Origin of the sequence: Vreelandella lutescens (genome assembly GCF_014640815.1) — a bacterium.
In the GTDB taxonomy this organism is placed as follows: Bacteria; Pseudomonadota; Gammaproteobacteria; order Pseudomonadales; family Halomonadaceae; genus Vreelandella; species Vreelandella lutescens.
Map to the genome: position 1 here is coordinate 645,186 of NZ_BMHM01000002.1, position 22,604 is coordinate 667,789.

20 protein-coding genes are annotated in these 22,604 nt (G+C 54.0%); 3 read left to right on the forward strand and 17 right to left on the reverse strand.

Going from position 1 to position 22,604, the window contains the following annotated elements:
- Position 1: 1 nt before the first annotated feature.
- The 7 genes from IEW65_RS07335 to IEW65_RS07365 form a co-directional block, all read right to left on the reverse strand.
- Positions 2 to 1,204, reverse strand: a complete 1,203-nt coding sequence (locus IEW65_RS07335) for a thiamine pyrophosphate-dependent dehydrogenase E1 component subunit alpha (protein ID WP_188638893.1) — start codon at positions 1,202 to 1,204, stop codon at positions 2 to 4.
- A 152-nt stretch (positions 1,205 to 1,356) separates the two neighbouring features.
- Complete coding sequence (locus tag IEW65_RS07340) at positions 1,357 to 2,133, reverse strand: ABC transporter permease (RefSeq protein WP_422822609.1); 777 nt, start codon at positions 2,131 to 2,133, stop codon at positions 1,357 to 1,359.
- A complete protein-coding gene (locus tag IEW65_RS07345) occupies positions 2,123 to 3,088 on the reverse strand; it encodes an ABC transporter ATP-binding protein (RefSeq protein ID WP_188638825.1) in 966 nt (321 codons plus the stop codon). Before IEW65_RS07345 ends, IEW65_RS07340 begins: the two co-directional genes overlap by 11 nt.
- On the reverse strand, positions 3,085 to 4,284 hold the full coding sequence (locus IEW65_RS07350; protein WP_188638826.1) for an ABC transporter permease: 1,200 nt from the start codon (positions 4,282 to 4,284) through the stop codon (positions 3,085 to 3,087). The genes IEW65_RS07345 and IEW65_RS07350 overlap by 4 nt, the downstream gene beginning before the upstream one ends.
- A gap of 3 nt (positions 4,285 to 4,287) precedes the next feature.
- The gene (osmF, locus tag IEW65_RS07355) at positions 4,288 to 5,211 is read right to left on the reverse strand and encodes a glycine betaine ABC transporter substrate-binding protein OsmF (RefSeq protein ID WP_188638827.1); all 924 of its coding nucleotides are present in this window, start codon (positions 5,209 to 5,211) and stop codon (positions 4,288 to 4,290) included.
- A gap of 105 nt (positions 5,212 to 5,316) precedes the next feature.
- A complete protein-coding gene (gene cysS, locus IEW65_RS07360) occupies positions 5,317 to 6,702 on the reverse strand; it encodes a cysteine--tRNA ligase (protein ID WP_188638828.1) in 1,386 nt (461 codons plus the stop codon).
- An 11-nt stretch (positions 6,703 to 6,713) separates the two neighbouring features.
- Positions 6,714 to 8,393 (reverse strand): glutamine--tRNA ligase/YqeY domain fusion protein, encoded by a 1,680-nt coding sequence (locus tag IEW65_RS07365; RefSeq protein ID WP_188638829.1) that lies wholly within the window; start codon positions 8,391 to 8,393, stop codon positions 6,714 to 6,716.
- Positions 8,394 to 8,549: 156 nt separating this feature from the next.
- On the opposite strand from IEW65_RS07365, the gene IEW65_RS07370 reads away from it, so the two are divergent.
- On the forward strand, positions 8,550 to 9,050 hold the full coding sequence (locus IEW65_RS07370; protein ID WP_083023535.1) for a peptidylprolyl isomerase: 501 nt from the start codon (positions 8,550 to 8,552) through the stop codon (positions 9,048 to 9,050).
- 14 nt (positions 9,051 to 9,064) lie between these two features.
- Positions 9,065 to 9,835, forward strand: a complete 771-nt coding sequence (locus IEW65_RS07375) for a UDP-2,3-diacylglucosamine diphosphatase (protein ID WP_188638830.1) — start codon at positions 9,065 to 9,067, stop codon at positions 9,833 to 9,835.
- Positions 9,836 to 9,917: 82 nt separating this feature from the next.
- Here the strand turns inward: IEW65_RS07375 and IEW65_RS07380 are convergent, their stop codons facing one another.
- The 8 genes from IEW65_RS07380 to IEW65_RS07415 form a co-directional block, all read right to left on the reverse strand.
- Positions 9,918 to 11,735, reverse strand: a complete 1,818-nt coding sequence (locus IEW65_RS07380; protein WP_188638831.1) for a SurA N-terminal domain-containing protein — start codon at positions 11,733 to 11,735, stop codon at positions 9,918 to 9,920.
- A gap of 111 nt (positions 11,736 to 11,846) precedes the next feature.
- Positions 11,847 to 12,119, reverse strand: a complete 273-nt coding sequence (locus IEW65_RS07385) for an HU family DNA-binding protein (RefSeq protein ID WP_009724302.1) — start codon at positions 12,117 to 12,119, stop codon at positions 11,847 to 11,849.
- A gap of 192 nt (positions 12,120 to 12,311) precedes the next feature.
- Positions 12,312 to 14,738, reverse strand: coding sequence for an endopeptidase La (gene lon, locus IEW65_RS07390; protein WP_188638832.1), 2,427 nt, complete (start codon positions 14,736 to 14,738; stop codon positions 12,312 to 12,314).
- Positions 14,739 to 14,938: 200 nt separating this feature from the next.
- Positions 14,939 to 16,219: an ATP-dependent Clp protease ATP-binding subunit ClpX gene (clpX, locus tag IEW65_RS07395; RefSeq protein ID WP_188638833.1), complete on the reverse strand. Its 1,281-nt coding sequence runs from the start codon at positions 16,217 to 16,219 to the stop codon at positions 14,939 to 14,941.
- Between the two features lie 74 nt (positions 16,220 to 16,293).
- Complete coding sequence (gene clpP, locus IEW65_RS07400; RefSeq protein ID WP_188638834.1) at positions 16,294 to 16,911, reverse strand: ATP-dependent Clp endopeptidase proteolytic subunit ClpP; 618 nt, start codon at positions 16,909 to 16,911, stop codon at positions 16,294 to 16,296.
- Between the two features lie 65 nt (positions 16,912 to 16,976).
- Positions 16,977 to 18,329, reverse strand: a complete 1,353-nt coding sequence (gene tig / locus IEW65_RS07405) for a trigger factor (RefSeq protein ID WP_188638835.1) — start codon at positions 18,327 to 18,329, stop codon at positions 16,977 to 16,979.
- Positions 18,330 to 18,530: 201 nt separating this feature from the next.
- Complete coding sequence (locus IEW65_RS07410; RefSeq protein WP_188638836.1) at positions 18,531 to 18,899, reverse strand: hypothetical protein; 369 nt, start codon at positions 18,897 to 18,899, stop codon at positions 18,531 to 18,533.
- A gap of 2 nt (positions 18,900 to 18,901) precedes the next feature.
- Entirely contained in the window at positions 18,902 to 19,363 is a 462-nt protein-coding gene (locus tag IEW65_RS07415) for a flavodoxin domain-containing protein (RefSeq protein WP_188638837.1), read from the reverse strand.
- A 156-nt stretch (positions 19,364 to 19,519) separates the two neighbouring features.
- On the opposite strand from IEW65_RS07415, the gene IEW65_RS07420 reads away from it, so the two are divergent.
- Complete coding sequence (locus tag IEW65_RS07420) at positions 19,520 to 19,726, forward strand: DUF2788 domain-containing protein (protein WP_188638838.1); 207 nt, start codon at positions 19,520 to 19,522, stop codon at positions 19,724 to 19,726.
- A gap of 91 nt (positions 19,727 to 19,817) precedes the next feature.
- Here IEW65_RS07420 and IEW65_RS07425 read toward each other — a convergent pair whose 3' ends face one another.
- Together IEW65_RS07425 and pheT are read right to left on the reverse strand one after the other, a co-directional pair.
- Positions 19,818 to 20,117 (reverse strand): integration host factor subunit alpha, encoded by a 300-nt coding sequence (locus IEW65_RS07425; RefSeq protein ID WP_188638839.1) that lies wholly within the window; start codon positions 20,115 to 20,117, stop codon positions 19,818 to 19,820.
- A 93-nt stretch (positions 20,118 to 20,210) separates the two neighbouring features.
- Positions 20,211 to 22,592, reverse strand: a complete 2,382-nt coding sequence (gene pheT / locus IEW65_RS07430) for a phenylalanine--tRNA ligase subunit beta (protein WP_188638840.1) — start codon at positions 22,590 to 22,592, stop codon at positions 20,211 to 20,213.
- Positions 22,593 to 22,604: the final 12 nt, after the last annotated feature.

The window sequence follows — 22,604 nt, forward strand, 5'->3', positions numbered from 1 at the left end:
ATTACGCCTCTCCCTGGGAATCAGTGGCTGACGAAAGCGTCAGATCTAGCGATTTTGCACCACGCGGGTAGGCTTCTGGGTAGCGGCGAATATGTCGCTTCAACTGATCCAACTGACGCTGTAGCGCAGGCGTCACATCGGCGTAAACATCGCTGATTAACGATTCAAGCGGCGGCGGCGGGCGTTTTTCGGCACGTTTCATGGTTTCCAGCACTTCACGGCGCAGCGTCTCTTGCTGGGTAGCCTCCTCTTCATCGCTCCACCAGCCTTTCTTAGCCAGCCAGCGCTGCATACGCAGCAGTGGGTCTTTTACGCGCCACGCTTCCTCTTCGCTCTTAGCACGATAGCCCGACGGGTCATCCGAGGAGGAGTGAGCGGCCAACCGGTAAGACATGGCTTCAATCAGCACCGGCTGGTTCTGTTCAACGGCGATTTTTCGCGCCTGCCGGGTCGCTTCATACACCGCTAGGGCGTCGTTACCATCCACACGAATCACGTGCATATGGTAACCAAAGGCACGAGGAGCGATGCCATCGGCAGCAAACTGTTCTGTGGAGGGAGTAGAAATAGCGTAGCCGTTGTTGCGGCAGAAGAAGATCACCGGCACCTGATGCACCGAGGCCATATTGAGCGCGGCGTGGAAGTCCCCTTCTGAGGCCGCCCCTTCACCAAAAAAGGTCAGCGTGCAGTGGCCTTCACCCGCCAGCTTTTGGCCATAGGCGTACCCGGTGGCTTGAGGAATCTGGGTCGCTAATGGGGAAGAGATGGTCATGTAGTGCAGTTTGCGAGAGCCGTAATGAATCGGCATTTGGCGGCCTTTACCGTAATCAAGCTCGTTGCCAAACAGCTGATTCATAAACTCATCAATAGAGAAACCGCGATACATTAGAGCGCCTTGCTCACGGTACTGGGCCATGATCATATCGGCGTCATCAAGTGCAGCGGCAGCACCCACCACGGCGGCTTCCTCGCCGGTACACTGCATATAGAAACTTAGCCGCCCTTGGCGCTGTGCGGCCATCATGCGTTCATCAAGAATACGGGTGGCCAGCATGGCCTGGTAGAGCTTGCGGGCATGTTCCCGCGTGAGTGCAGGCTCCTCGGCACCTTCGTATAGCTCCCCGTCGGGGTTCAGTAGGCAGAAGGTTTCAATGGAGAATTCATCGCCAGTCATGAAGGACGGCTGGTGTACGTACTGAGTCATCATTATTGTCCTTGTTTTTACCCCTTTTGAGGGCAGTGTTGTCGGTGATGACCGTTTGTGCCAGTGGATTTATCTGACACGGGTCAACGCAACACTTGGACAGTAACTCAGTGCACGCCATTTAGGGATTCAACTTAAGACGCAGAGAGCACCTAGAACGCAGAGAGGCGGCGTCGAAGTCGCTGTTGGTAGACGTTAAAGGCGCTGTCCACACTCAGCGCCAGCAGTGCAATCAATAATGCGCCTTGCAGCACGTAGGCCATGTTGCCATTGACGATGCCCGCGATAATGGGATCTCCCAGATTACTGGCCCCTACGGTGGCACCGAGTGCAGCCGTGGCAATATTAATAGTCACCGAAGTACGCACACCCGCCAGAATAACAGGGGCTGCCAGGGGCAACTCCACATGACGCAACACTTGCCAAGGGGTCATGCCCATCGCCTGGGCCGCCTCTTTGATGGTCGCGTCGACGTCGTTAATTCCTGCCAGCGTATTGCGTACAATCGGCAGCAGGCCGTAGAGCATCAGCGCAACGATAATAGGCAGCGTACCAAACCCCAGAACGGGCACCGCCAGTGCCAACACTGCCACCGGGGGGAACGTTTGCCCAAGAGACGCCAACTGCCCCACTAGCGGTAAAAAATCACGCCCGCGCTCACGGGTCACGGCAATCCCTGCCAGCACTCCGGCCGTTATCGTCACTACCGCCGCGACTCCTACTACCAATACATGACGCCCGAGCAATTCGTAAAACGCTGCGCGACTGTAAATCACCTGACGCGCGTCGGGCTCCACCCAGCGAAACACGCTCTCCAGAAGCGGCATTCCCATGATGCTGATCAGCAGCAACAGTGCCCAGCCAAATGGCAGGAGCCACTGAGTGTTGGGCACATTCGTCACGCTCCCCACGTTAGCATTAGGCGTCACGCTGGCTCACCTTATCCAACTGCGCCTCTTTCACAATACGGCGCAGTGAAAGCTCTCCTATCGGCATGTCGTTTTGATCCACCACGGTTAAGCGATCACAGTGGTCGCGCAGCATCATGGAAAGCGCTTGGCGCAGCGAGAAATCGGTAGGAATTCGAGATTGCGCCGGCAACGTCGGGCCAAGCGATGTCATATGATCTTTCACTCGGGTTAACGCTGCCTGTTTCAACCCTCGCTCAAGCCCACCTAGCAGTGAATCCACGAACGGGTCAGCAGGCTGTTGCAGCAGTGCTAGCGGGCTGCCCTGCTGAACAATGCGGCCATCACGCATCACCACTAGGTGGTCAGCCAGCCTCAGCGCTTCATCCATATCGTGGGTCACAAACACGACCGTTTTATGCAGTCGGGACTGAAGCTTGGCAAGCTCATCTTGCAGTTTTTCACGGGTAATAGGATCGAGTGCGCCGAACGGCTCATCCATCAGCAGTATATCGGGGTCTGCGGCTAAGGCCCGGGCCACGCCTACCCGCTGCGCTTGGCCACCCGAGAGCTGATGCGGATATTTATGGGCGAACTCACCCACCGGCAGGCCAAGCACACCCATCAGTTCCTCTACACGCGCGGTGATCTCTGTTGCAGGCCATTTCAGCAGCCGAGGCACCAAGCCAATATTGCGCGCAACGTTCCAATGTGGAAAAAGCCCCGTGCTCTGAATCACATAACCAATGCGTCGACGCAGTTTCACCGGGTCGTACTGCTCAATCGACTGCCCATCCAGGATAATATCGCCGCTGCTATGCTCAATCAGTCGGTTGATCATCCGCAAGGTGGTGGATTTACCGCACCCAGACGTTCCTACCAACGCACAGAACTTTCCTTTCGCAACCCGCAACGTAATGTCATCAACCGCTGTCTCGTCACCAAAGCGTTTTGAAACATGGGAAAGCTCTATCATTCCTGTCCTCCGGGGCGCAGCGCGTCGGCCAATGCCCCTAAACCTGCATCCACCATCAGTGCCAAGATCAGGATAGGCAGCGCACCAAGTAACACCATGTCCATCGCGGCCTGTCCCAACCCTTGAAAAATAAACGTTCCTAAACCGCCAGCACCGATCAGCGCCGCCACGGCGGTTAACCCGACAGCCTGTACCGCCGTAATACGCACCCCTTCCAATAATACGGGAAGCGCTAACGGAAAACGCACCTGCCAGAAACGCTGCCCGGTGCGCATGCCCATCGCTTTTGCCGCCTGAAGTGTCTCAACGCTGACCTCTTCCAGGGCAATATAGGTGTTACGCACCATAGGCAGCAGGCTGTAAGCGATCAGAGCAATCAAAGCTGGAGCGTTGCCAATACCGCTAATTCCCAACGCCGCCAGCATAGGCACGTTAGCCCCAAGCCAGGCCAACGGGGCAAGCAACAAACCAAACAACGCTAAGCTGGGAATCGTTTGCAGGAAGTTAAGCAGTGCGAAGGCCACCTTTTGCAGGCGCTGATACCGGCGCATCAGCATCGCTAAGAGCAGCCCAAGTACAACGCTAACTCCGACCGCGATACTGACTAGTGCAATATGCTGTTTCACCGCCTGATAAAACTGTGTGTCTCGTGCCTGGAACTCTTGTACTAGGGCCAGATTACCCAACCACAATGCGGCACACCCCCACCACACCGCGCCGATGGCACTTAGAATCAGCGTTGGCCACCACCGTGATAGCCCCAACCGCAAACGCAGCTCTACTAAGCACAACAGCAAAACAAAGAGCACCGTCCAATAAGCTGCCCCGATTCCCAATCGCGCTTGGGGCATTGAGGCGTCCACCAGCCAGTGTCCAGCCACCATCAAGCCAAAGGGCATGAGCAGCAGCGTTAACATAATAATGCCTAATATGGCACGGTAGTGACCCTGGCTTGGCACAGTAGCCAACGCGGCAATAGCCATAAAGAGCATGGATATTAGCGCGGCACCCGGCCACCCAATGGCATCCACTATGCCAAAGGACGTACCGGTGACAATACGATTAGGAGCAACGCTGACAAGGCTGAATAGCCAAGCGGACGCCAACATGACGCCGCTTAGGCATAACAATACACTATTAGGATGCCATGAACGGCGACGGAGGGCGGGCGATGGCAAGGCGTCGATTAACGACATTCATTAGTCATCCAGGCCGTCGAGGTAGTCGCTGGCGACCTGATCCGGCGAGAAACCATTCACCGCGACATCTGCGTTGAGCTCTTGCAGCGTTACAAGGTCTAGCGTGGCGAATACCTCATTCAGCAGCGCTTCCATCTCCGGATAGGCATTCAACACTTCTTCCCGCACCACTGGCGCTGGCTGATACACCGGCTGGACGCCTTTAGAGTCTTCAAGCACAACAAGGCCTAAAGCGCTTAAGCCACCGTCGGTGCCATACGTCATAGCACCATTGACGCCGCTGGTTTGCTGAGCCGCTGCACGCATCGTCGCAGCCGTGTTGCCACCAGACAGTACCAGCAGTTGGTCATCGCTTAACTCAAAGCCGTAGGCTTCTTGGAAAGCAGGTAGCGCCTGGGCGGATTCCACAAACTCAGCGCTGGCGGCGAACTTGAACTCCCCGCCGTCGGCAAGGTAAGCGGCCAAATCATCCAGCGTGGTTAAGCTGTTGGATTCGGCCACATCCTGACGAATGCTCATGGCCCAGGTGTTGTTGGCACTGGCTGGCTGAAGCCAGATTAGGCCCTGTTCCGCATCACGCTCGCGCACGGTTTGGTAGGCGTCTTCAGCGCTGTTCCATACCGGGCTATCTGTCATATCAAAGAAGAACGCACCGTTGCCGGTGTATTCGGGGTAAAGATCAACCTCTCCCGCCTGCAACGCACTGCGTACCACGCTGGTACCACCAAGCTGAAGCCGATCTTCCGTGGGAATACCGTTACGCTCTAGCGTCTGAATAATCAGCTCGCCTAGTACAGAGCCTTCGGTGTCGATTTTAGAGGAGACCACTACGGGGTCGTTGGCATTGGCCGTAGAGAGGGTCGCCACAGAAAAGGCCACCGTCGATAAACAGGCAGCCATGGCAGGTGTAAACAGTGAGCGCATGGGGTCGTCCTTTTCAATGAGCGTCTTGGTCGTATCGTTTCAGTATAAGAGCCTGCTGCGTTGAAGTCAGACGCCGCGTTAACGACGACTGACCGTTTACAACGATTAAGGCGCTTCGATGACCCAGGTGGTTCCTTCCCGAGAATCTTTGAGAATGATGCCAAGGGCAGCCAGCTCATCGCGAATGGCATCAGCCTGGGCAAAGTCCTTATTGGCTTTTGCCGCTTGTCGCTCAGCGATTTTCGCTTCAATTTCCGATTCGCTCAGGGCTACCTGCTGCTGAGCGCCCTTCAGGAACGTTTGTGGCGTTTGCTGCAATAGCCCCAGCACACTGGCCAAACGCTTTAATTCGCCTGCCAGGCGTGGTGCCTCTGCTGGCTGATCGCTTTTTGCACGGTTGAGATCACGAGCCAAGTCGAATAGCGCGGCCAAGGCGATGGGCGTATTGAAGTCGTCGTCCATTGCCGCTGTGAAGCGCTCTGACGCGTCGCTGGCGGCTGCCTGCTCATCAGCGTCAACTCCGTCTAATGCCGTATAAAGCCGCGTTAGTGACTTGCGTGCCTCGACCAGCGAATCCACCGAGTAGTTAATAGCGCTGCGATAGTGGCTGGCCACCAACAGGTAGCGCACGACTTCTGGGTCGTGCTCGGCGAGCACGTCGCGAATGGTGAAGAAATTGCCTAACGACTTGGACATTTTCTCTTGATTGACGCGAACGGCTCCGGCATGCATCCAGGTATTAACGTAGGTTTTCCCTGTCGCCGCTTCCGATTGGGCAATCTCGTTTTCATGGTGGGGGAAAGTTAAATCTGGCCCGCCACCATGAATATCGAAGGTATCGCCCAAGCAGCAGGTCGACATCGCGGAGCACTCAATGTGCCAACCCGGTCGCCCGTCTCCCCAAGGGGAGTGCCAGTGGGCTTCACCGGGCTTGGCCGCTTTCCAAAGCACGAAATCCAGCGGGTCTTCTTTGTGCACATCAACATCGACCCGTGCACCAGAGCGCATGTCATCCAACTGACGGTTATTCAATTTGCCGTAGTCGGCAAATTTACGCACTCGGTAATATACGTCACCATTGGCTGCTGCGTAGGCAAAGCCTTTTTCGATGAGCGTTTCGATCATGGCAACGATATCGCCAATATGCCCCGTGGCACGGGGCTCCTGGCTCGGCGGCAGCACGTTCAGGCGCGCCTCATCTTCGTGCATCGCAGCAATCATGCGCTCGGTGAGCGCGCTGATGCTTTCGCCATTCTCCTCGGCCCGTTTGAGGATTTTATCGTCAATATCCGTGATATTACGCACGTAGGTTACGTCGTAGCCACGGTGGCGCAGATAGCGGGTAATCACGTCAAAGGCCACCATCACCCTGGCGTGGCCAAGGTGACAGTAGTCATACACCGTCATGCCGCAAACGTACATGCTGACCTTGCCAGCAACCAGTGGGCTAAAAGGCTCTTTGCGGCGTGTCAGCGTATTGTAAATGTGCATATGACGTTTCCTTAACCCTTCTGTTTGATTTTCGCCCAGCTATCTTTCAGACCGACGGTACGGTTGAATACGAGGTGTTCAGCGGTGGAGGCATGGCGATCTGCGCAGAAGTACCCCATACGCTCGAACTGAAAACGGTCTTCAGGTGCCGCATGGGCGAGGCTTGGCTCACCAATGGCCTGACATACCACCAGGGACTCCGGATTCAAATGTTCGAGAAAATCAACATCTTTATCTCGATCCGGCTGTTCAACCATAAACAGGTTGTCATACAGACGTACTTCTACCGGCACACCGTGAGTTGCGCTTACCCAGTGAATGACCCCTTTCACCTTGCGTCCTTCCGGGTTTTTACCCAGGGTGTCGAAGTCCACAGAGCAGCGCAGTTCAACAATCTCGCCCGCGTCGTCTTTAATCACTTCATCACAGCGAATCACGTAGCTGTTACGCAGGCGCACTTCTTTGCCCGGTGCTAGGCGGAAGAATTTCTTCGGCGCGTCTTCCATAAAGTCGTCTTGGTCGATATAGAGCTCGCGACCAAACGGCACTTTACGCATTGGCATATCATCACGCGCCGGGTGCCCAGGCACCTCGTAGACCTCTTCATGATCTTCCGGAACGTTGGTCAGCACTACTTTCAGCGGCTTCATCACGCACATGGCGCGCGGCGCGTTATCTTCCAGGTCTGAGCGGATGGCATGGGTCAGCATGGCAATATCCACCAAACCACCGTCGGAACGGGTGACACCAATCATCTCGCAGAATTTGCGGATGGAAGCGGCGGTGTAGCCACGACGACGCATACCGGAGATGGTCGGCATCCGCGGGTCGTCCCACCCATCAACAATCTGCTCATCCACCAACAGCTTCAGCTTGCGCTTAGAGGTTAAGGTGTAGTCAAGATTAAGGCGTGCAAACTCGATCTGACGGGGCTTCGCGGGCACCGGCAGGTTATTTAAGAACCACTCATACAGCGGGCGGTGGTCTTCAAACTCCAACGTACAGATGGAATGAGTAATGCCCTCAATGGCATCCGACTGGCCGTGGGTAAAATCGTACGAGGGGTAGATTTTCCACTTATCACCGGTTTGGTGGTGGTGGGCGTGACGAATCCGGTACAGGATCGGATCGCGCAGATTAATATTGGGCGATGCCATATCAATTTTGGCACGCAGCACTTTTTCACCTTCGCCAAACTCGCCGTTACGCATCCGCTCTAGCAAATCAAGGTTTTCCTCGGCGCTGCGCTCGCGATACGGGCTTGGCTTACCCGGCTCAGTGAGGGTACCGCGATACTCCCGGATTTCATCCGGAGACAGGTCATCCACATAGGCTTTGCCTTCACGGATCAGATGCTGAGCCCAGGCGTAAAGCTGGTCGAAGTAGTCGGAGGCAAAGCGCACGGGGCCTGCCCACTCAAAGCCCAACCAACTGACGTCCTCTTTGATAGCGTCAATGTACGCCTGCTCTTCTTTCGCTGGGTTGGTGTCGTCAAAGCGCAAATGACACTCACCACCTAACTGCTCTGCCAACCCGAAGTTAAGGCAAATCGACTTGGCGTGGCCGATATGCAAAAAACCGTTAGGCTCGGGGGGAAAGCGCGTCACAATTTTGGTGACCTGGCCGCCCTCTATCTCGTCGCGTACTTGGTTGCGAATGAAGTTCGGCGCTGGGGTGGTCTCGTTGGTCATGGTGGTGTTAATAACCTCATGGTGGATGGCGTGCTGGGCAAACGATACGAACGCAATCCGGGTTTGCGCTTCGCGGTGCCGAGCAAAACCGCTATTATAACGTGACGCCGATGCACAGCGCCAAGGCGAACGCCTTTATTGAACAGGAATTTATCTATGATCGTATTACAGACGAACCACGGTGACATCACCATTGCGCTTAATCATGAAAAAGCCCCGGCCACCGCGGCGAATTTCGAGCAGTATGTGCGCGACGGTTTTTACGACGGCACGCTGTTTCACCGGGTCATTGATGGCTTCATGGTTCAGGGCGGCGGCTTCGATCAGGATTTCAACCAGAAAGCCACCCGCGATCCGATTGAAAACGAAGCGGACAACGGCCTGCAGAATACTGTCGGCACCCTGGCAATGGCCCGCACCCAAGACCCGCATTCTGCCACTGCGCAGTTCTTTATCAACGTGGGTAACAACAGCTTCCTTAACCACAGCGGCAAAAGCCTGCAAGGCTGGGGTTACGCGGTATTTGGTGAAGTCGTTGAAGGCATGGATGTGGTTAACGCTATTAAGGGCGTTAGCACTACGCGTCGTGGTATGCATGCCGACGTGCCCGCGGAAGATGTCATCATCGAGCGCGCTTACGTGAAGGAAGCGGAATAACCGTTAGGAGCTTTATGCGTACTCTGCTCATCGCTGATATGCATCTAAGTCACGATACCCCTGAGATCAATCAGGGGTTCTATCGTTACTTGGAACAGACCGCTCAAGGTGCGGACGCGCTCTACATTTTGGGCGATCTTTTTGATGCCTGGATTGGCGACGACCTGCTAGACACTCCCCACCCATTGAGCGCAGTGGCTCATGAGGTGACTCAGCGCCTGCGTGTGTTAAGCGACGCGGGGACGGCTGTGTATTTCATTCATGGCAATCGAGATTTTTTGTTGGGCGAACGCTTCATCAATGACTGCGGAGCCACGCTGTTACCTGAAAGCGAACAGGTCGAGCTGCAAGGCGTGCCCGTTGTCATTCTGCATGGCGACAGCCTGTGCACCAAAGACGATGCCTACATGGCCTTTCGTGCACAGTCACGCAGTGAACAGTGGCAAGCACAAATTCTTGCGCTGCCGCTAGAGCAGCGGCTTGAACTCGCCAAGAGCCTGCGTATGCAGTCGGGTGATGCCAATGCAGGAAAAGCTGAGGACATCATGGACGTTACTCAGGAAGAGGTCGTTTCGCTGATGCAACGCTGTGGCGTATCGATCATGATTCATGGTCATACCCATCGGCCAAAAGTACACGACCTGACGGTGGAAGACGTGCCGGCCAAACGCTTTGTGCTAGGTGACTGGGACAGCGAGCACGGCTGGGATGTGGTGGTTGAACGCTCGGATGATCGCCACGCAGAACCTATTCTGCGCCAGTTTACGCTCAGCACTCCACCGTAATCACCATACGGATAGCCACAAAAAAGCCGATCATTTCGATCGGCTTTTTCGTTTCATGCGTTAGCGTCAACATCCATCACGCTTAACGTTCGATCTCCGCGTCGCTACGCAGATCATCCACCAACCCCTGGATCACCGACTGGGCGCGCAGCTGTTCGGCCATCTGCGCGACAAACGATGTCATCTGCTCATCTACGTCGCCAACAGAAACGCTGTCCAATGCAACCACAGCAACCCCTTGCGGCATGTTCACGGCACGATAAACACTTTCACCCTCTTCTGGGCGAGGCATGCGGAAAATTTCTCCCACCAGCGCCTGAGGCAACGTGCTATCCGATTGACGGGAGACGTTATTGGCTTCCAGCCACTCCAGTTCCGTGACATCACCTGCACGCAGAGAGGCAATCAATTCTGCTGCCTGCTCTTGCAATGCTTCTTGGCGCTGCTGAGCAGCAACGGCCTGCTCGACTTCCTCGCGCACTTCCTCTAGCGGCAAGACGGTAGCATCGCGGTGCTCGGCGACACGCAGCACGAGGCGGCGGTCATTATCGAGCTCAATCACTTCGCTGTTGTAACCCTCTCCCAATACGTCAGCGCTGAAAGCTTCCTCCAATACTCCCGGCTCGGACAGCGCGCCCTCTCCCTCACCACGCGCCAGCCAGTCTGTTTGGTTGAGCGTCAGGCCAAGATCATCAGCCACGCTTTGCAGGTCATCGGCAGCAAAACTTTCGTCAATCAGTCTTTGCACCTGCTGATTAAACTCATCACTGACGTTACGCAGAGCAACCTCTTGAGCCAGCATATCGCGCTGCTCATCAAACGATGGGCCTGATAGCTCGGTTACTTGCAGAATATGGAAAGCACCATCCATCTCTACCAGTCGCGAGGTTTCACCCACGCCTAATGAAAATGCCGCCTCGTCAAACGCATCGCCGAAGAAACCACGACTGATGACACCAAGATCACCGCCATTTTCAGCACTGGCCGTGTCGTCAGAGTAGCGCAACGCAGTGTCTGCAAAACTCTCACCATCATCGAGAGAAGTTAACGCTTCATTCGCTACCGTCTCGGCTTCTTCGCGACTACGCTCATCGCCAAAGGTGACCATGATGTGCGACACGCGACGGTCAGCACTTTGGTTCTGCTCACGCCATGCATCCCGAAGTGCCTGCTCATCGACCTCAACATTTTCAGCCATGGTCTGACGGTCAATCATGACGTACTCAACGCGGACCTGCTCTGGACGCTCGAACCGATCCTGATTATCGTCGTAATACGCTTGTCGCTGTTCTTCCGTCACCGCCACATTGATGTCGACATCATCAGCACTCAACATTACATAGCGGAAATCACGCTGCTGACGCTGCAGTTCGGCTAAACGCTCTTCCTCGCTGGGTAAGCTGAAGTCACTAAACGCGAGCCCCTGCTGCAGGTGCTGACGCTTAATATCAACCCGCAGCTCTTCACGAAAAGATAACGGCGTATAGCCAGCACCGGCTAAGCGGTTACGGAATATCTCTGCCGAAAACCGGCCATCCTGATCATGAAACTCAGGGAGGCTAACAATCATTTGATCCAGCTGCGCATCGGAGACAAGGAAACCGCCGTCTTCAGCGTACTGAGTCAACAGTGATTGGGTAATCAGTTGGTCGAGCATATCGTTGCGCAGAGCGCGCTCTTGCTCGGGAGGTACTTGTCCAGAGCGCAGCGCACGCTGTACTTCCAGCTCAACCTGCTGGCGCATAATCGGCTCGCCGTTAACGCTTGCAACCTCATTAGGGTCACTGCCAAATACGCTAAACAGCGACTCCACGCCAAACAGTGCCATGGCAGCCACCATGAGACCAATAATTATCTTGGCACCCCAGCTTCTGGAGCCATCTCGTATACTTTGCAGCATGCTAGCCTCAGATCATCAAAGCCATCTATCGCCCAAACCATCGGGCCAGAAAAGAACATGGGCGCATCGCGGATGCGATGCGCCCATTAGGTTACAGCAAACGCGAGCCAATTAGTTGACGGCGTCTTTCAGCGCTTTACCTGCTTTAAAGCTGGGCACTTTTGCCGCGCTGATTTCAATCGGCTGGCCCGTTTGGGGATTACGACCAGTACGTGCAGCACGCTCTTTGATAGCGAAAGTGCCAAAACCTACCAGAGAAACACTCTCGCCTTTTTTGAGGCTATCGGTGACAGACTCCACCATGGCATCCAATGCGCGGGTTGCCGCTGCTTTAGGAATATCAGCAGACGCGGCAATAGCTTCAATCAGCTCGGACTTATTCACACTTCACCCCTTAACTGTTTCAAAAAAATGGCTCTGAACGGCACGGTCACCGAGTGCATCAACCTCAAAGCATAGCTGCGTTTTATAGCAATGCCTTGAAACACCTGTCAAGCGACCGAGACGTGAAATGCCCGCCGCTCAAGGCATTGGGCAAATTTATTAAGTAAAATTAAAGCAAAACTGCTTTAATGCTTAATGGGTGCTTGCTACAGCATTTGTATTGAACGACTTATCTGCGCCCTTTAACGAGGCACCTTCGGCTACGTTCTCCGCCAGCGCAACGGCCAGCACATCATCTATCCACCGTACGGGACGAATATCAAGCGCTCCTTTGATATTCTCCGGTACTTCCTTGAGATCTCGACGATTTTCCTCAGGGATTAGGACGGTCTTTATACCACCCCGCCGGGCCGCCAGCAATTTCTCCTTTAGGCCCCCAATCGGTAATACTTCACCACGCAGGTTCACTTCCCCGGTCATGGCCACATCACAACGAACCGGACGCTGAGTATAGGCGGAGACAATCGCGGTTACCATGGCAATACCCGCACTGGGCCCGTCTTTCGGCGTGGCACCTTCTGGGACATGGATATGCAGATCTTCGTTCTCGAAACGCTGTGGATCGATACCATACGCTTGCGCACGCGCCTTGACGACGGTTTGCGCCGCACTGACCGACTCTTTCATGACATCGCCAAGAGAGCCCGTTTTATTAATGCGCCCCTTACCAGGTGTGACGACGGATTCAATGTTAAGTAGCTCACCACCCACCGATGTCCAAGCCAACCCTGTCACACGACCCACTTGATCTTCCTGCTCCGCCAAGCCGTAGCTGTAACGACGAACCCCGGCGTAAGTCTCAATGTGATCGGCCGACAGCACCTGTTGTGCTTGAAGCTTACTACCCGACTTATCTTCAGAAGTGCGCTCGGCCTCTAAGCGCTCACGCAACACTTTACGACACACTTTTGCGATCTGACGCTCTAGTTCGCGCACGCCTGCTTCACGCGTGTAATAGCGCACCAGCTCAAGAAGTGCGTCATCATTCAGCGCTAACTCTTCTGCTTTGAGCCCGTTCGCCTCTAGCTGCTTGGGCAGCAGGTAGCGCTTTGCGATGGCGAGCTTCTCGTCTTCGGTGTAGCCGGGCAGACGAATAATCTCCATGCGATCAAGCAAGGGCCCAGGAATATTCATCGAGTTCGCCGTACAGATAAATAGCGTCTCGGAAAGATCATAATCTAACTCAAGATAATGATCGCTAAAGCTATTATTCTGCTCGGGGTCTAGCACTTCCAAGAGCGCTGATGCCGGATCACCACGATGGTCCATGCCGAGCTTATCGACTTCATCCAATAGGAAAAGCGGGTTTTTTACACCAGCACGGCTCATGCGCTGCATTAGCTTGCCGGGCAGTGAACCGATGTAAGTGCGGCGATGACCACGGATCTCTGATTCATCTCGTACGCCGCCCAGAGCCAAGCGTACATACTTACGATTGGTTGCGCGGGCAATCGACTGCCCTAGCGAGGTTTTACCCACCCCAGGCGGGCCTACGAGGCACAGCACAGGGCCTTTTAGTTTACGAACGCGCTTTTGTACCGCCAAATACTCTAAAATGCGCGCCTTCACTTCTTCCAGACCATAATGGTCTTCATCCAGCACCTGCTGGGCTTTAACCAAATCGTGCTTCACGCGCGTGCGCTTTTTCCACGGCACCGCAATCAGCCAATCCAGATATGAGCGGACAACCGTCGCCTCAGCAGAGTTGGTCGCCATCATTTTGAGCTTATTCAGCTCTTGAGTCGCCTTATCAGACGCCTCTTTGGGCATCCCCGACTCTTTAATCGCCTGCTCGTACTTCTCGGCTTCATTAGGAACGTTATCCAGCTCACCCATTTCTTTCTGGATGGCCTTCATCTGTTCGTTGAGGTAGTACTCGCGCTGGGTCTTCTCCATCTGCTCTTTAACCCGTGAGCGGATACGCTTCTCAACTTGAAGCAGATCGATTTCTGACTCAATCAGCGCCATCAAGTGCTCGATACGATCACGCACGCGATCCATTTCAAGCAGTTCCTGCTTGTCACCAATTTTGAGCGACAGATGGGCACAGATGGTATCGACTAAGCGGCTTGGGTCTTCAATGCCAGATAGCGAATTCAGCACTTCATTGGGCACTTTCTTAGACAGCTTGACGTACTGCTCGAACTGATTGAGCAGAACACGCACCAGTGCCTCTTGCTCGCGGCTGGTGAGGGGCTCGCTTTCACGGGGCGTTAAGTGCGCCTGGGTGTAGCCCGCTTCGTTTTCTTCAATCTCAATAACATCAGCACGGAAGCTACCCTCGATCAGCACTTTAACAGTGCCATCGGGCAGTTTGAGCAGCTGCATGATGTCCGCGACAGTCCCCATGGCATAGAGATCCGCATTATCAGGATCGTCCTGTGAGGCCTCGCGCTGAGCCACCAGCAGTACACGCTTGTCGGCTTCCATCGCAGCTTCTAAGGCTTGGATGGACTTCTCACGGCCAACAAAAAGTGGAATAACCATTTGCGGGTACACAACCACATCCCGCAAAGGCAACAGGGGTAGACATTGTGTCTGATCGGCGTTCTGCTGCATCGCAGACGTTCCTCAAATTCGGATGAGTACTTGAAGGGTACTTAGCCAAGTACCTCACAGTGTGAAAGGCACGACCTGGTGCACCAACCGTGTGCAGGCCAGCCGTTTCATCAATAACCAATGAACAACAAGGGGCCGCCTAGGCGACCCCTTGGTTTGGCGCAAGCGGTGAAAGCTAGGCCGTGAAGCGTACCGAAGGGCTAGCCGTCAGTACCGTCGACACGGGTGTCTTCCTGCTGCGAGTAGATCAACAGTGGCTCGCTTTCGCCAGCGATAACTGAACCATCGATGACGACTTTACTGACACCTTCTAAAGAAGGAATTTCATACATGGTATCTAGCAGCACAGACTCTAGGATAGAGCGCAGGCCACGTGCACCAGTCTTACGTTCCATTGCTTTTGTAGCTACAGCACGTAGTGCATCGTCTCTAAACTCAAGTCCCACATCTTCCATCTCGAAGAGTTTAGCGTACTGTTTGACCAGCGAGTTTTTAGGCTCCGTCAAAATCTGTACCAATGCATCTTCTGTTAACTCGGTCAGCGTCGCAATGACCGGCAGGCGGCCAACGAACTCTGGGATCAGGCCAAACTTGACCAAATCTTCTGGTTCAACGTCCGCTAACAGCTCGCCAACACCGCGCGAAGACTCTTTACTTTTCACGCTGGCATTAAAGCCAATTCCGCCTTTTTCAGCACGGTCGCGAATGACTTTATCCAGGCCAGCAAACGCACCACCCACGATAAACAGGATATTGGCCGTATTGACCTGCACAAACTCCTGCTGCGGGTGCTTACGACCACCTTGAGGAGGAACGGAAGCCGTTGTGCCTTCAATCAGCTTGAGCAGCGCCTGTTGTACGCCTTCGCCAGAAACATCACGAGTAATCGATGGGTTATCCGATTTACGTGAGATTTTGTCGATTTCATCGATATAGACGATGCCGCGCTCAGCTTTCTCAACGTCGTAGTCACACTTTTGCAGCAGCTTTTGGATGATGTTTTCAACATCTTCACCCACGTAGCCTGCTTCAGTCAGCGTCGTTGCATCAGCAATAGTGAAAGGTACATTCAATAGCCGCGCCATAGTCTCAGCAAGCAGCGTTTTACCGCTGCCCGTAGGACCAATGAGCAGAATGTTGGATTTACCTAGCTCTACATCGCCTTCACGCACTTCTGACTTCAAGCGCTTGTAGTGGTTATACACCGCTACTGACAGCACCATTTTGGCGCGGTCTTGCCCGATGACGTAGTCGTCTAATGTATGACGTATTTCGCGAGGCGTAGGTAAACGCTCCTCATCGCTCTCGGCATCGGCTTCGAGAACTTCTTCGCGAATGATGTCATTACATAAGTCGACACACTCATCGCAGATATACACGGACGGGCCAGCAATTAGCTTACGTACTTCGTTTTGGTTTTTGCCGCAAAACGAGCAGTAAAGCAGTTTGCCACCTTCGTCCTTGCCTTTGCCGTCGGCCATTCGCGTACCTCTGTCACTGCGGCGGCTGACGCCGCCTAAAAAGCTCGTTAGAAAAGCAGAATCCTATCACGCTATCAGGATGTAGGCCGCTTATCCAGCACTGCGTCAATCAAGCCATACTCTTTTGCTTTATTGGCGCTCATGAAATTGTCGCGGTCAGTGTCTTGGGCAACCTTCTCAATATCCTGCCCAGTGTGATGGGCCAGAATTTGATTGAGTTTTTCCCGGATACCGAGGATTTCACGAGTGTGAATCTCAATATCTGAGGCCTGACCTTGATAACCACCCAGCGGCTGATGAATCATCACGCGGGAGTTAGGCAAGCAGTAACGCTTACCAGCAGCGCCAGCGGTTAGCAGCAGTGCACCCATGCTGGCGGCTTGACCGATACATACAGTAGATACATCCGGCTTAATGAACTGCATGGTGTCGTAAATCGACATACCCGCCGTTACCGAACCACCGGGTGAATTGATGTAAAGGTGAATGTCCTTATCGGGATTCTCAGACTCAAGAAACAGCAGCTGCGCCACGACGAGGTTGGCCATGTAATCTTCTACCGGGCCTACCAAAAAGATCACGCGCTCTTTAAGAAGACGCGAGTAAATGTCGTAGGCTCTTTCCCCTTTGGCGCTCTGCTCAACCACCATGGGCACTAAACCGCCGGCGTTTTGAATTTCAAACTCACTCATTCGGGTGATTCCTTGCGTCCGGTAAGGGAAAAGCGCACCCCGACAGGGTGCGCCACGCGATGAGATCAGGCGCCTGCCTGTTCGCCTTCTTCGGCGTTCTCATCTTGCTCAGCTTGTTGCTGAGCAGCAGCCAGCGCTTGCTGGTAAGACATTTCTACGTCTTTAACGTTCGTTTGCTCCAGCAGCTTCTCAACGGCTTTCTCTTCGAGAATGGCAGATTTTACCTGCGTTTTCAGCTGCTCATTACCCATGTAGTACTCAACGACTTCAGAGGGGTCCTGATATTGCTCAGCCAGCTCTTCTACTTTAGCTTTAATGGCCGCGTCGTCTGCATCCAGCTTATTAGCTTTGATCACTTCAGCCAGCAGCAAACCTACTTGGACGCGGCTCTTAGCTTGCTCTTCAAAAAGCTCGTTAGGCAACTGGCTCACGTCGAAATCTTCACCCAGGCCAAACTGCTGAGCGGCTTGGCGCTTCATGCCATCCGTCTCTTGCTGAACAAGGGCGCTAGGCACAGGGATATCATTCGCCTTTTTGAGCGCGTCCAATACCTGCTGCTTAACACGATTATCGACCGCCTGTGAGGCTTCACGAGTCATGTTCTTCTTAATCTCAGCACGGAAGTTGGCTTCGTCTCCGCCTTCCACACCAAAACGCTCAATGAATGCAGCGTCAACTTCCGGCAGTTTTTGGCTGCTTACCTTATGAACAGTGACTTTAAAGGTAGCGTCTTGGCCAGCCAGATGCTCGGCTTGGTAATCGGCCGGGAACGTCACAGAAAGAGTCTTCTCTTCGCCAGCTTTAGCACCGATCAACTGCTCTTCAAAGCCTGGAATGAAGCTATTGGAGCCAATCACTAGCGCGTGCCCTTCTGCGCTACCGCCGTCAAACGGCTCGTCGCCCAAAAAGCCTTGGAAGTCGATTGTCACTTGATCGCCGTCAGCGGCAGCTGCCTCGACTTCTTCCCAACCTGCGTTTTGCTTACGCAGCGTGTCGATCATTTCATCGACGTCTGCTTCACTAACAGATACTACGGGGCGCTCAACGTCAGTGCCTTCGATAGACGCTAGCTCAACCTGCGGATAAATTTCCATTACCGCTACAAACTCAAGGTCTTTACCTTCTTCGTTGACCTTTGGCTCAATTTGCGGAAAACCAGCGGGATTGAGGCCCTCTTCAGTGATCGCACGCACGTAACGCTCACGCATTACTTCACCGACCACTTCACTGCGGACGCTGTCGCCATAGCGCTGACGCACGACGGCCATTGGCACCCGGCCTTGGCGAAAACCGTTCAAACGAGCGTTTTTCGCGGTGTCTTTCAAGCGAGCGCTGACGGCCTCGTCGATTTCAGTTGCCGGCACTTGAATAGTGATGCGGCGTTCGATCTGGGAGGTCGTCTCGACGGAAACTTGCATGAATTGTCCTCTAGCGGCTGGGCGTTGTGTTGATTGCGTAAAATATGTTCAAGGGGGCAATTTTAAGAACCCTGACGCATGGTGGCAAGCGCCATGCTCGCAAGATGGGGGCGCAAGCATCAATTACAAGGGTTTAAGCAGTGAAAACCACCGCTTTTAGTCATTTCTATGGAATCTGGACACTTAATGACTGTAAAACATTTACTCTTGCGACGACCACCATAGTGACACAGCATGAAGCAATAAACCGCAGGTAGCCGCATGCGAGATAAATACTTGCCAACTGATCCAGTCGGTGAACACCGCGTGCCAAGCCCCCATGACTACTGCACCAAGCACTAGCATCGCGGCAAGACGTTTCAGCAAGGCTGGCAGTGCTTGCCGGGCAGATAAGGGCAACATTTTCCACTGAACAGCGGCAGCCACGGCCACTAAGGCCAAGGCCATCAGCAACAGCGTTTGCCGAGTTTCATGTCCACCCACCATATAACGCGGCAGCGCAGAGAGCATGACGATACATAATCCAATCGCCACGCTCACACGCTGAGGAGAGTAAAGCGTTCGCTGCATAATCACGCGACCTTCAATTGCTGCGTATTAATCCACTCTTCTACCCAAGGAACTGCTGCGTCATCCGCCATAAATGTTTCCATCGCATCAATTTCCAAACGCTCACCCAAGCGATGGGCACCGTGGTCTTGGAGTAGATCGTCCAACGCCCTACCCGCACCACAGAATGTATCACCATAGGAGCTATCGCCTAGCGCGATGAGCCCATAGCGCATACCTGCCAACGAAGGGCTTTGGGTTTTAAGATTGCGAACGAAAGGCACAAAGTTTCCAGGAAAATCACCGCTCCCGGTGGTAGAGACACAAAAAAGCGTTAGGTCATTCGCTTGCACCACATCCTCAACAGAGGGCTGTTCTGAGATATCAACCGCATACCCCGCCTGTTCAAACAGCGGCTTGACCTGCTCTGCAACGTCTAATGCACCACCGTACATGGTGCCGACCAGGATAGTTAACTTAGGCACGGGCTACTCCTCGGCAAAGGTGTCGCTCTGCACTTTGTGAAGCTAGCAAAGTTGAGTCGACAAATACCTGATGAATTTGCTCAAATATTAACACGACTAGCAAAAATGACGCACGCCCCACCATGGGCTACCGACAATCGTTCTAGAGGAGCGCTTATGCAACAGGCCTTTGAGACATGGATCACGCCCATCATGGTTGGCGGCTTGATGATTTTTATGTGTTTTATTATTTGGGATCTGGCAAAGAAATCGAATGCGGGTAAATTTGGCACCATTATGCTGTTTGTCGTATTGGGCGCGGGAATGTTGGGCTATGTCATAAAAGTAGTGATCACGTGGCTAATTGAGGGTAGAGGCGTCTAGCGGGTTCCTTATCATCGCTTATCCATCATGAAAAAGGAGTGCCACATGGCACTCCTTCACATAGAGCAAGCTCACAGTATCAACAGTGCCATCACTGGCTACTTGAATAACACTCTACCTGCTGCTTTAACTTCTGCCCCGGACGAAACGTCACTACCCGGCGGGCTGAGATAGGAATCTCTTCACCCGTCTTTGGGTTTCGCCCAGGACGTTCGCGCTTATCACGTAAGTCAAAGTTACCAAACCCCGACAGTTTTACCTGCTCGTTTTCACGCAGACAGGCGCGGATTTCTTCAAAGAAAGCCTCCACCATCGCTTTAGCCTCTCGCTTTGACAGCGCAAGCTCAGTATGCAAATGCTCAGCTAGCTCTGCTTTGGTCAACGCACCCATATGGCTCCTCCATGTAGCAAACGGTGTAGCAAACGCATTGCCAAGAACGTGATAAGCGCTGTGTCATGGTATAGCTTGTTATGACATAGCTTTTCAGCCGCGAAGCTCGGCATCTAGTTCAGCTCGCACGTTAGTGACGATCGAATCAACCAACTGGTTGATTTCTTCATCATTTAGCGTGCGCGAAGCGTGCTGCCAGGTCAAGCCCAATGCAATGCTCTTATACCCATCGGCGACGCCTTTACCAGCATAGACATCAAATAGCTTAATGTCTTTCAAGTAATCGCCTGCTTGCGCTTTTGCACAATCCAGCAGCGCTTGCACGGGCGTTGCCTCTTTTAGCATAAAAGCCAAATCGCGACGCACCTCTGGGTAGCGGGAAAGCGGCTCGAAGGCTGGAATGGCCCCCTGACTCAACGCATCAAGGCGAACCTCAAAGAGAACCGCATCCACCTTGAGCCCTAACTTGGCACGTACTTGCGGGTGTAGCGTGCCAATCCAACCTGCTGGCTTGCCTTCATGGAATAGCTGCGCTGTTTGCCCAGGATGCAGCGAAGGATGCTCACCTGGCTCGAAACGCCATTGATCTAAGGCACCGCCCATTGCTAGCAGGCTCTCTAAATCCCCTTTCAGGTCATAAAAATCTACCGGGGCCTTGGCACCGCTCCATCCCTCTGCTTCACGTCCACCACATACCAAGGCCCCCATCATCGGCACCTGGGTTAAGTTATCAAGATGGCCGTTGAACACCAAACCGCTCTCAAAAAGACGCACACGTGTTTGCTGGCGATTGAGGTTATGTTCAAGAGCACGCACTAGGCCGGGAAACAGGCTCGCCCGCATCACCGAAAGATCCGATGAAATCGGATTTGCGAGCACCGGAGACACCGCCTCGGGCAGCATCGCTGCCTGCAGGTCAGGTGCCACAAAGCTATAAGTGACTGCTTCCTGGAAGCCACGTGCCACCATTTGGTTGCGTAACTGTGACAGCGTCAGCACTGCTTCATTGGCTGGCCGCAGCGATAACCGAGCGGCTGGACGACGAACCGGCAGATTATTGTAGCCATGAATACGAGCGACTTCTTCAATGAGGTCCTCTTCAATGGCAACATCAAAACGCCAGCTAGGCGCTACAACTGACCAACCTTCTACCTGCTTATCGACCTGAAGGCCCAGGCGCTGAAGGATATCGGTCACATCGTCAGCAGGCAGCTGCTTGGACAGAGCGGCCTCTAACCGAGCCTCGCGCAGCAAAATAGAGCGAGCCGCAGGCAAATGCTCTTGACTCAGGGACTCCACCACCGGCCCCGCTTGACCACCACATATGTCTATAAGGAGCTTTGTCGCACGCTCCACCGCCATGGCAGGAAGCTCTGGATCAACGCCTCGCTCAAAGCGATGCGACGCATCGGTATGCAAACCATAAGAACGCGCTTGCCCGGCAATGCCAAGCGGCGCAAAAAAGGCCGACTCAAGAAAAATCGTGTGGGTTTTTTCGTTTACCCCTGAATTTTCTCCCCCCATGATGCCAGCCATGGCCAAGGGGCCACGCTCATCAGCAATGACCAGCGTTTCAGGGCGCAGCGCCACCTCTTGGCCGTCCAGCAGTGTTAAACGCTCAGCCTCTCGTGCCAAACGGACAGTAATACCGCCCTGCAAGTTATCACGATCAAACGCGTGCAGCGGCTGACCCAGCTCTAGCATCACGTAGTTGGTGACATCCACTACCGGGTCAATCGAGCGCACGCCGCTACGACGCAGCCGCTCAACCATCCACAGCGGCGTCTCTGCACTAACGTTAACGCCTTTAATGACACGCCCTAAATAGCGCGGACACTGCTCAGGAGCCTCAATACTGATGGGAAAGGTATCATCAATACTCGCCTCAACAGCAATGATCTCAGGGCCACTGACAGGTAGACGGTTGAGAACACCCACCTCTCTTGCAAGACCTTTAACGCTGAGACAGTCGCCACGATTCGGCGTGAGATCGACCTCAATGGTCATATCGTCAAGCTGCATATACTCGCGAAAGCTTGTTCCGACGGGCGCGGACACTGATAGCACCAGAATGCCAGGCGAAGTTTCTTCCTCCAGCCCCAGCTCGGATGCCGAGCAAATCATGCCGCGAGACTCAACGCCGCGCAGCTTTGCCTTTTTGATTTTAAAATCGCCCGGCAGCACGCCCCCTACCTGAGCAAAGGGAATTTTCTGGCCTACGTCGACGTTGGGCGCACCGCACACCACCTGCACTGGCTCACCTGTGCCGTCATTCACGGTACACACGTTAAGCTTATCAGCATCAGGATGCTTCTCTTTAGTAAGCACTTCAGCTACAACAACGCCACTAAACGCAGCGGCAACGGCCTCTACGGCATCTACTTCCAGGCCCGCCATGGTGATCTGATCGGCAATGGCCTGCGTATTAAGCTGCGGGGCTACCCATTCACGCAGCCACTGTTCTGAAAATTTCATAGGGATTCCCGT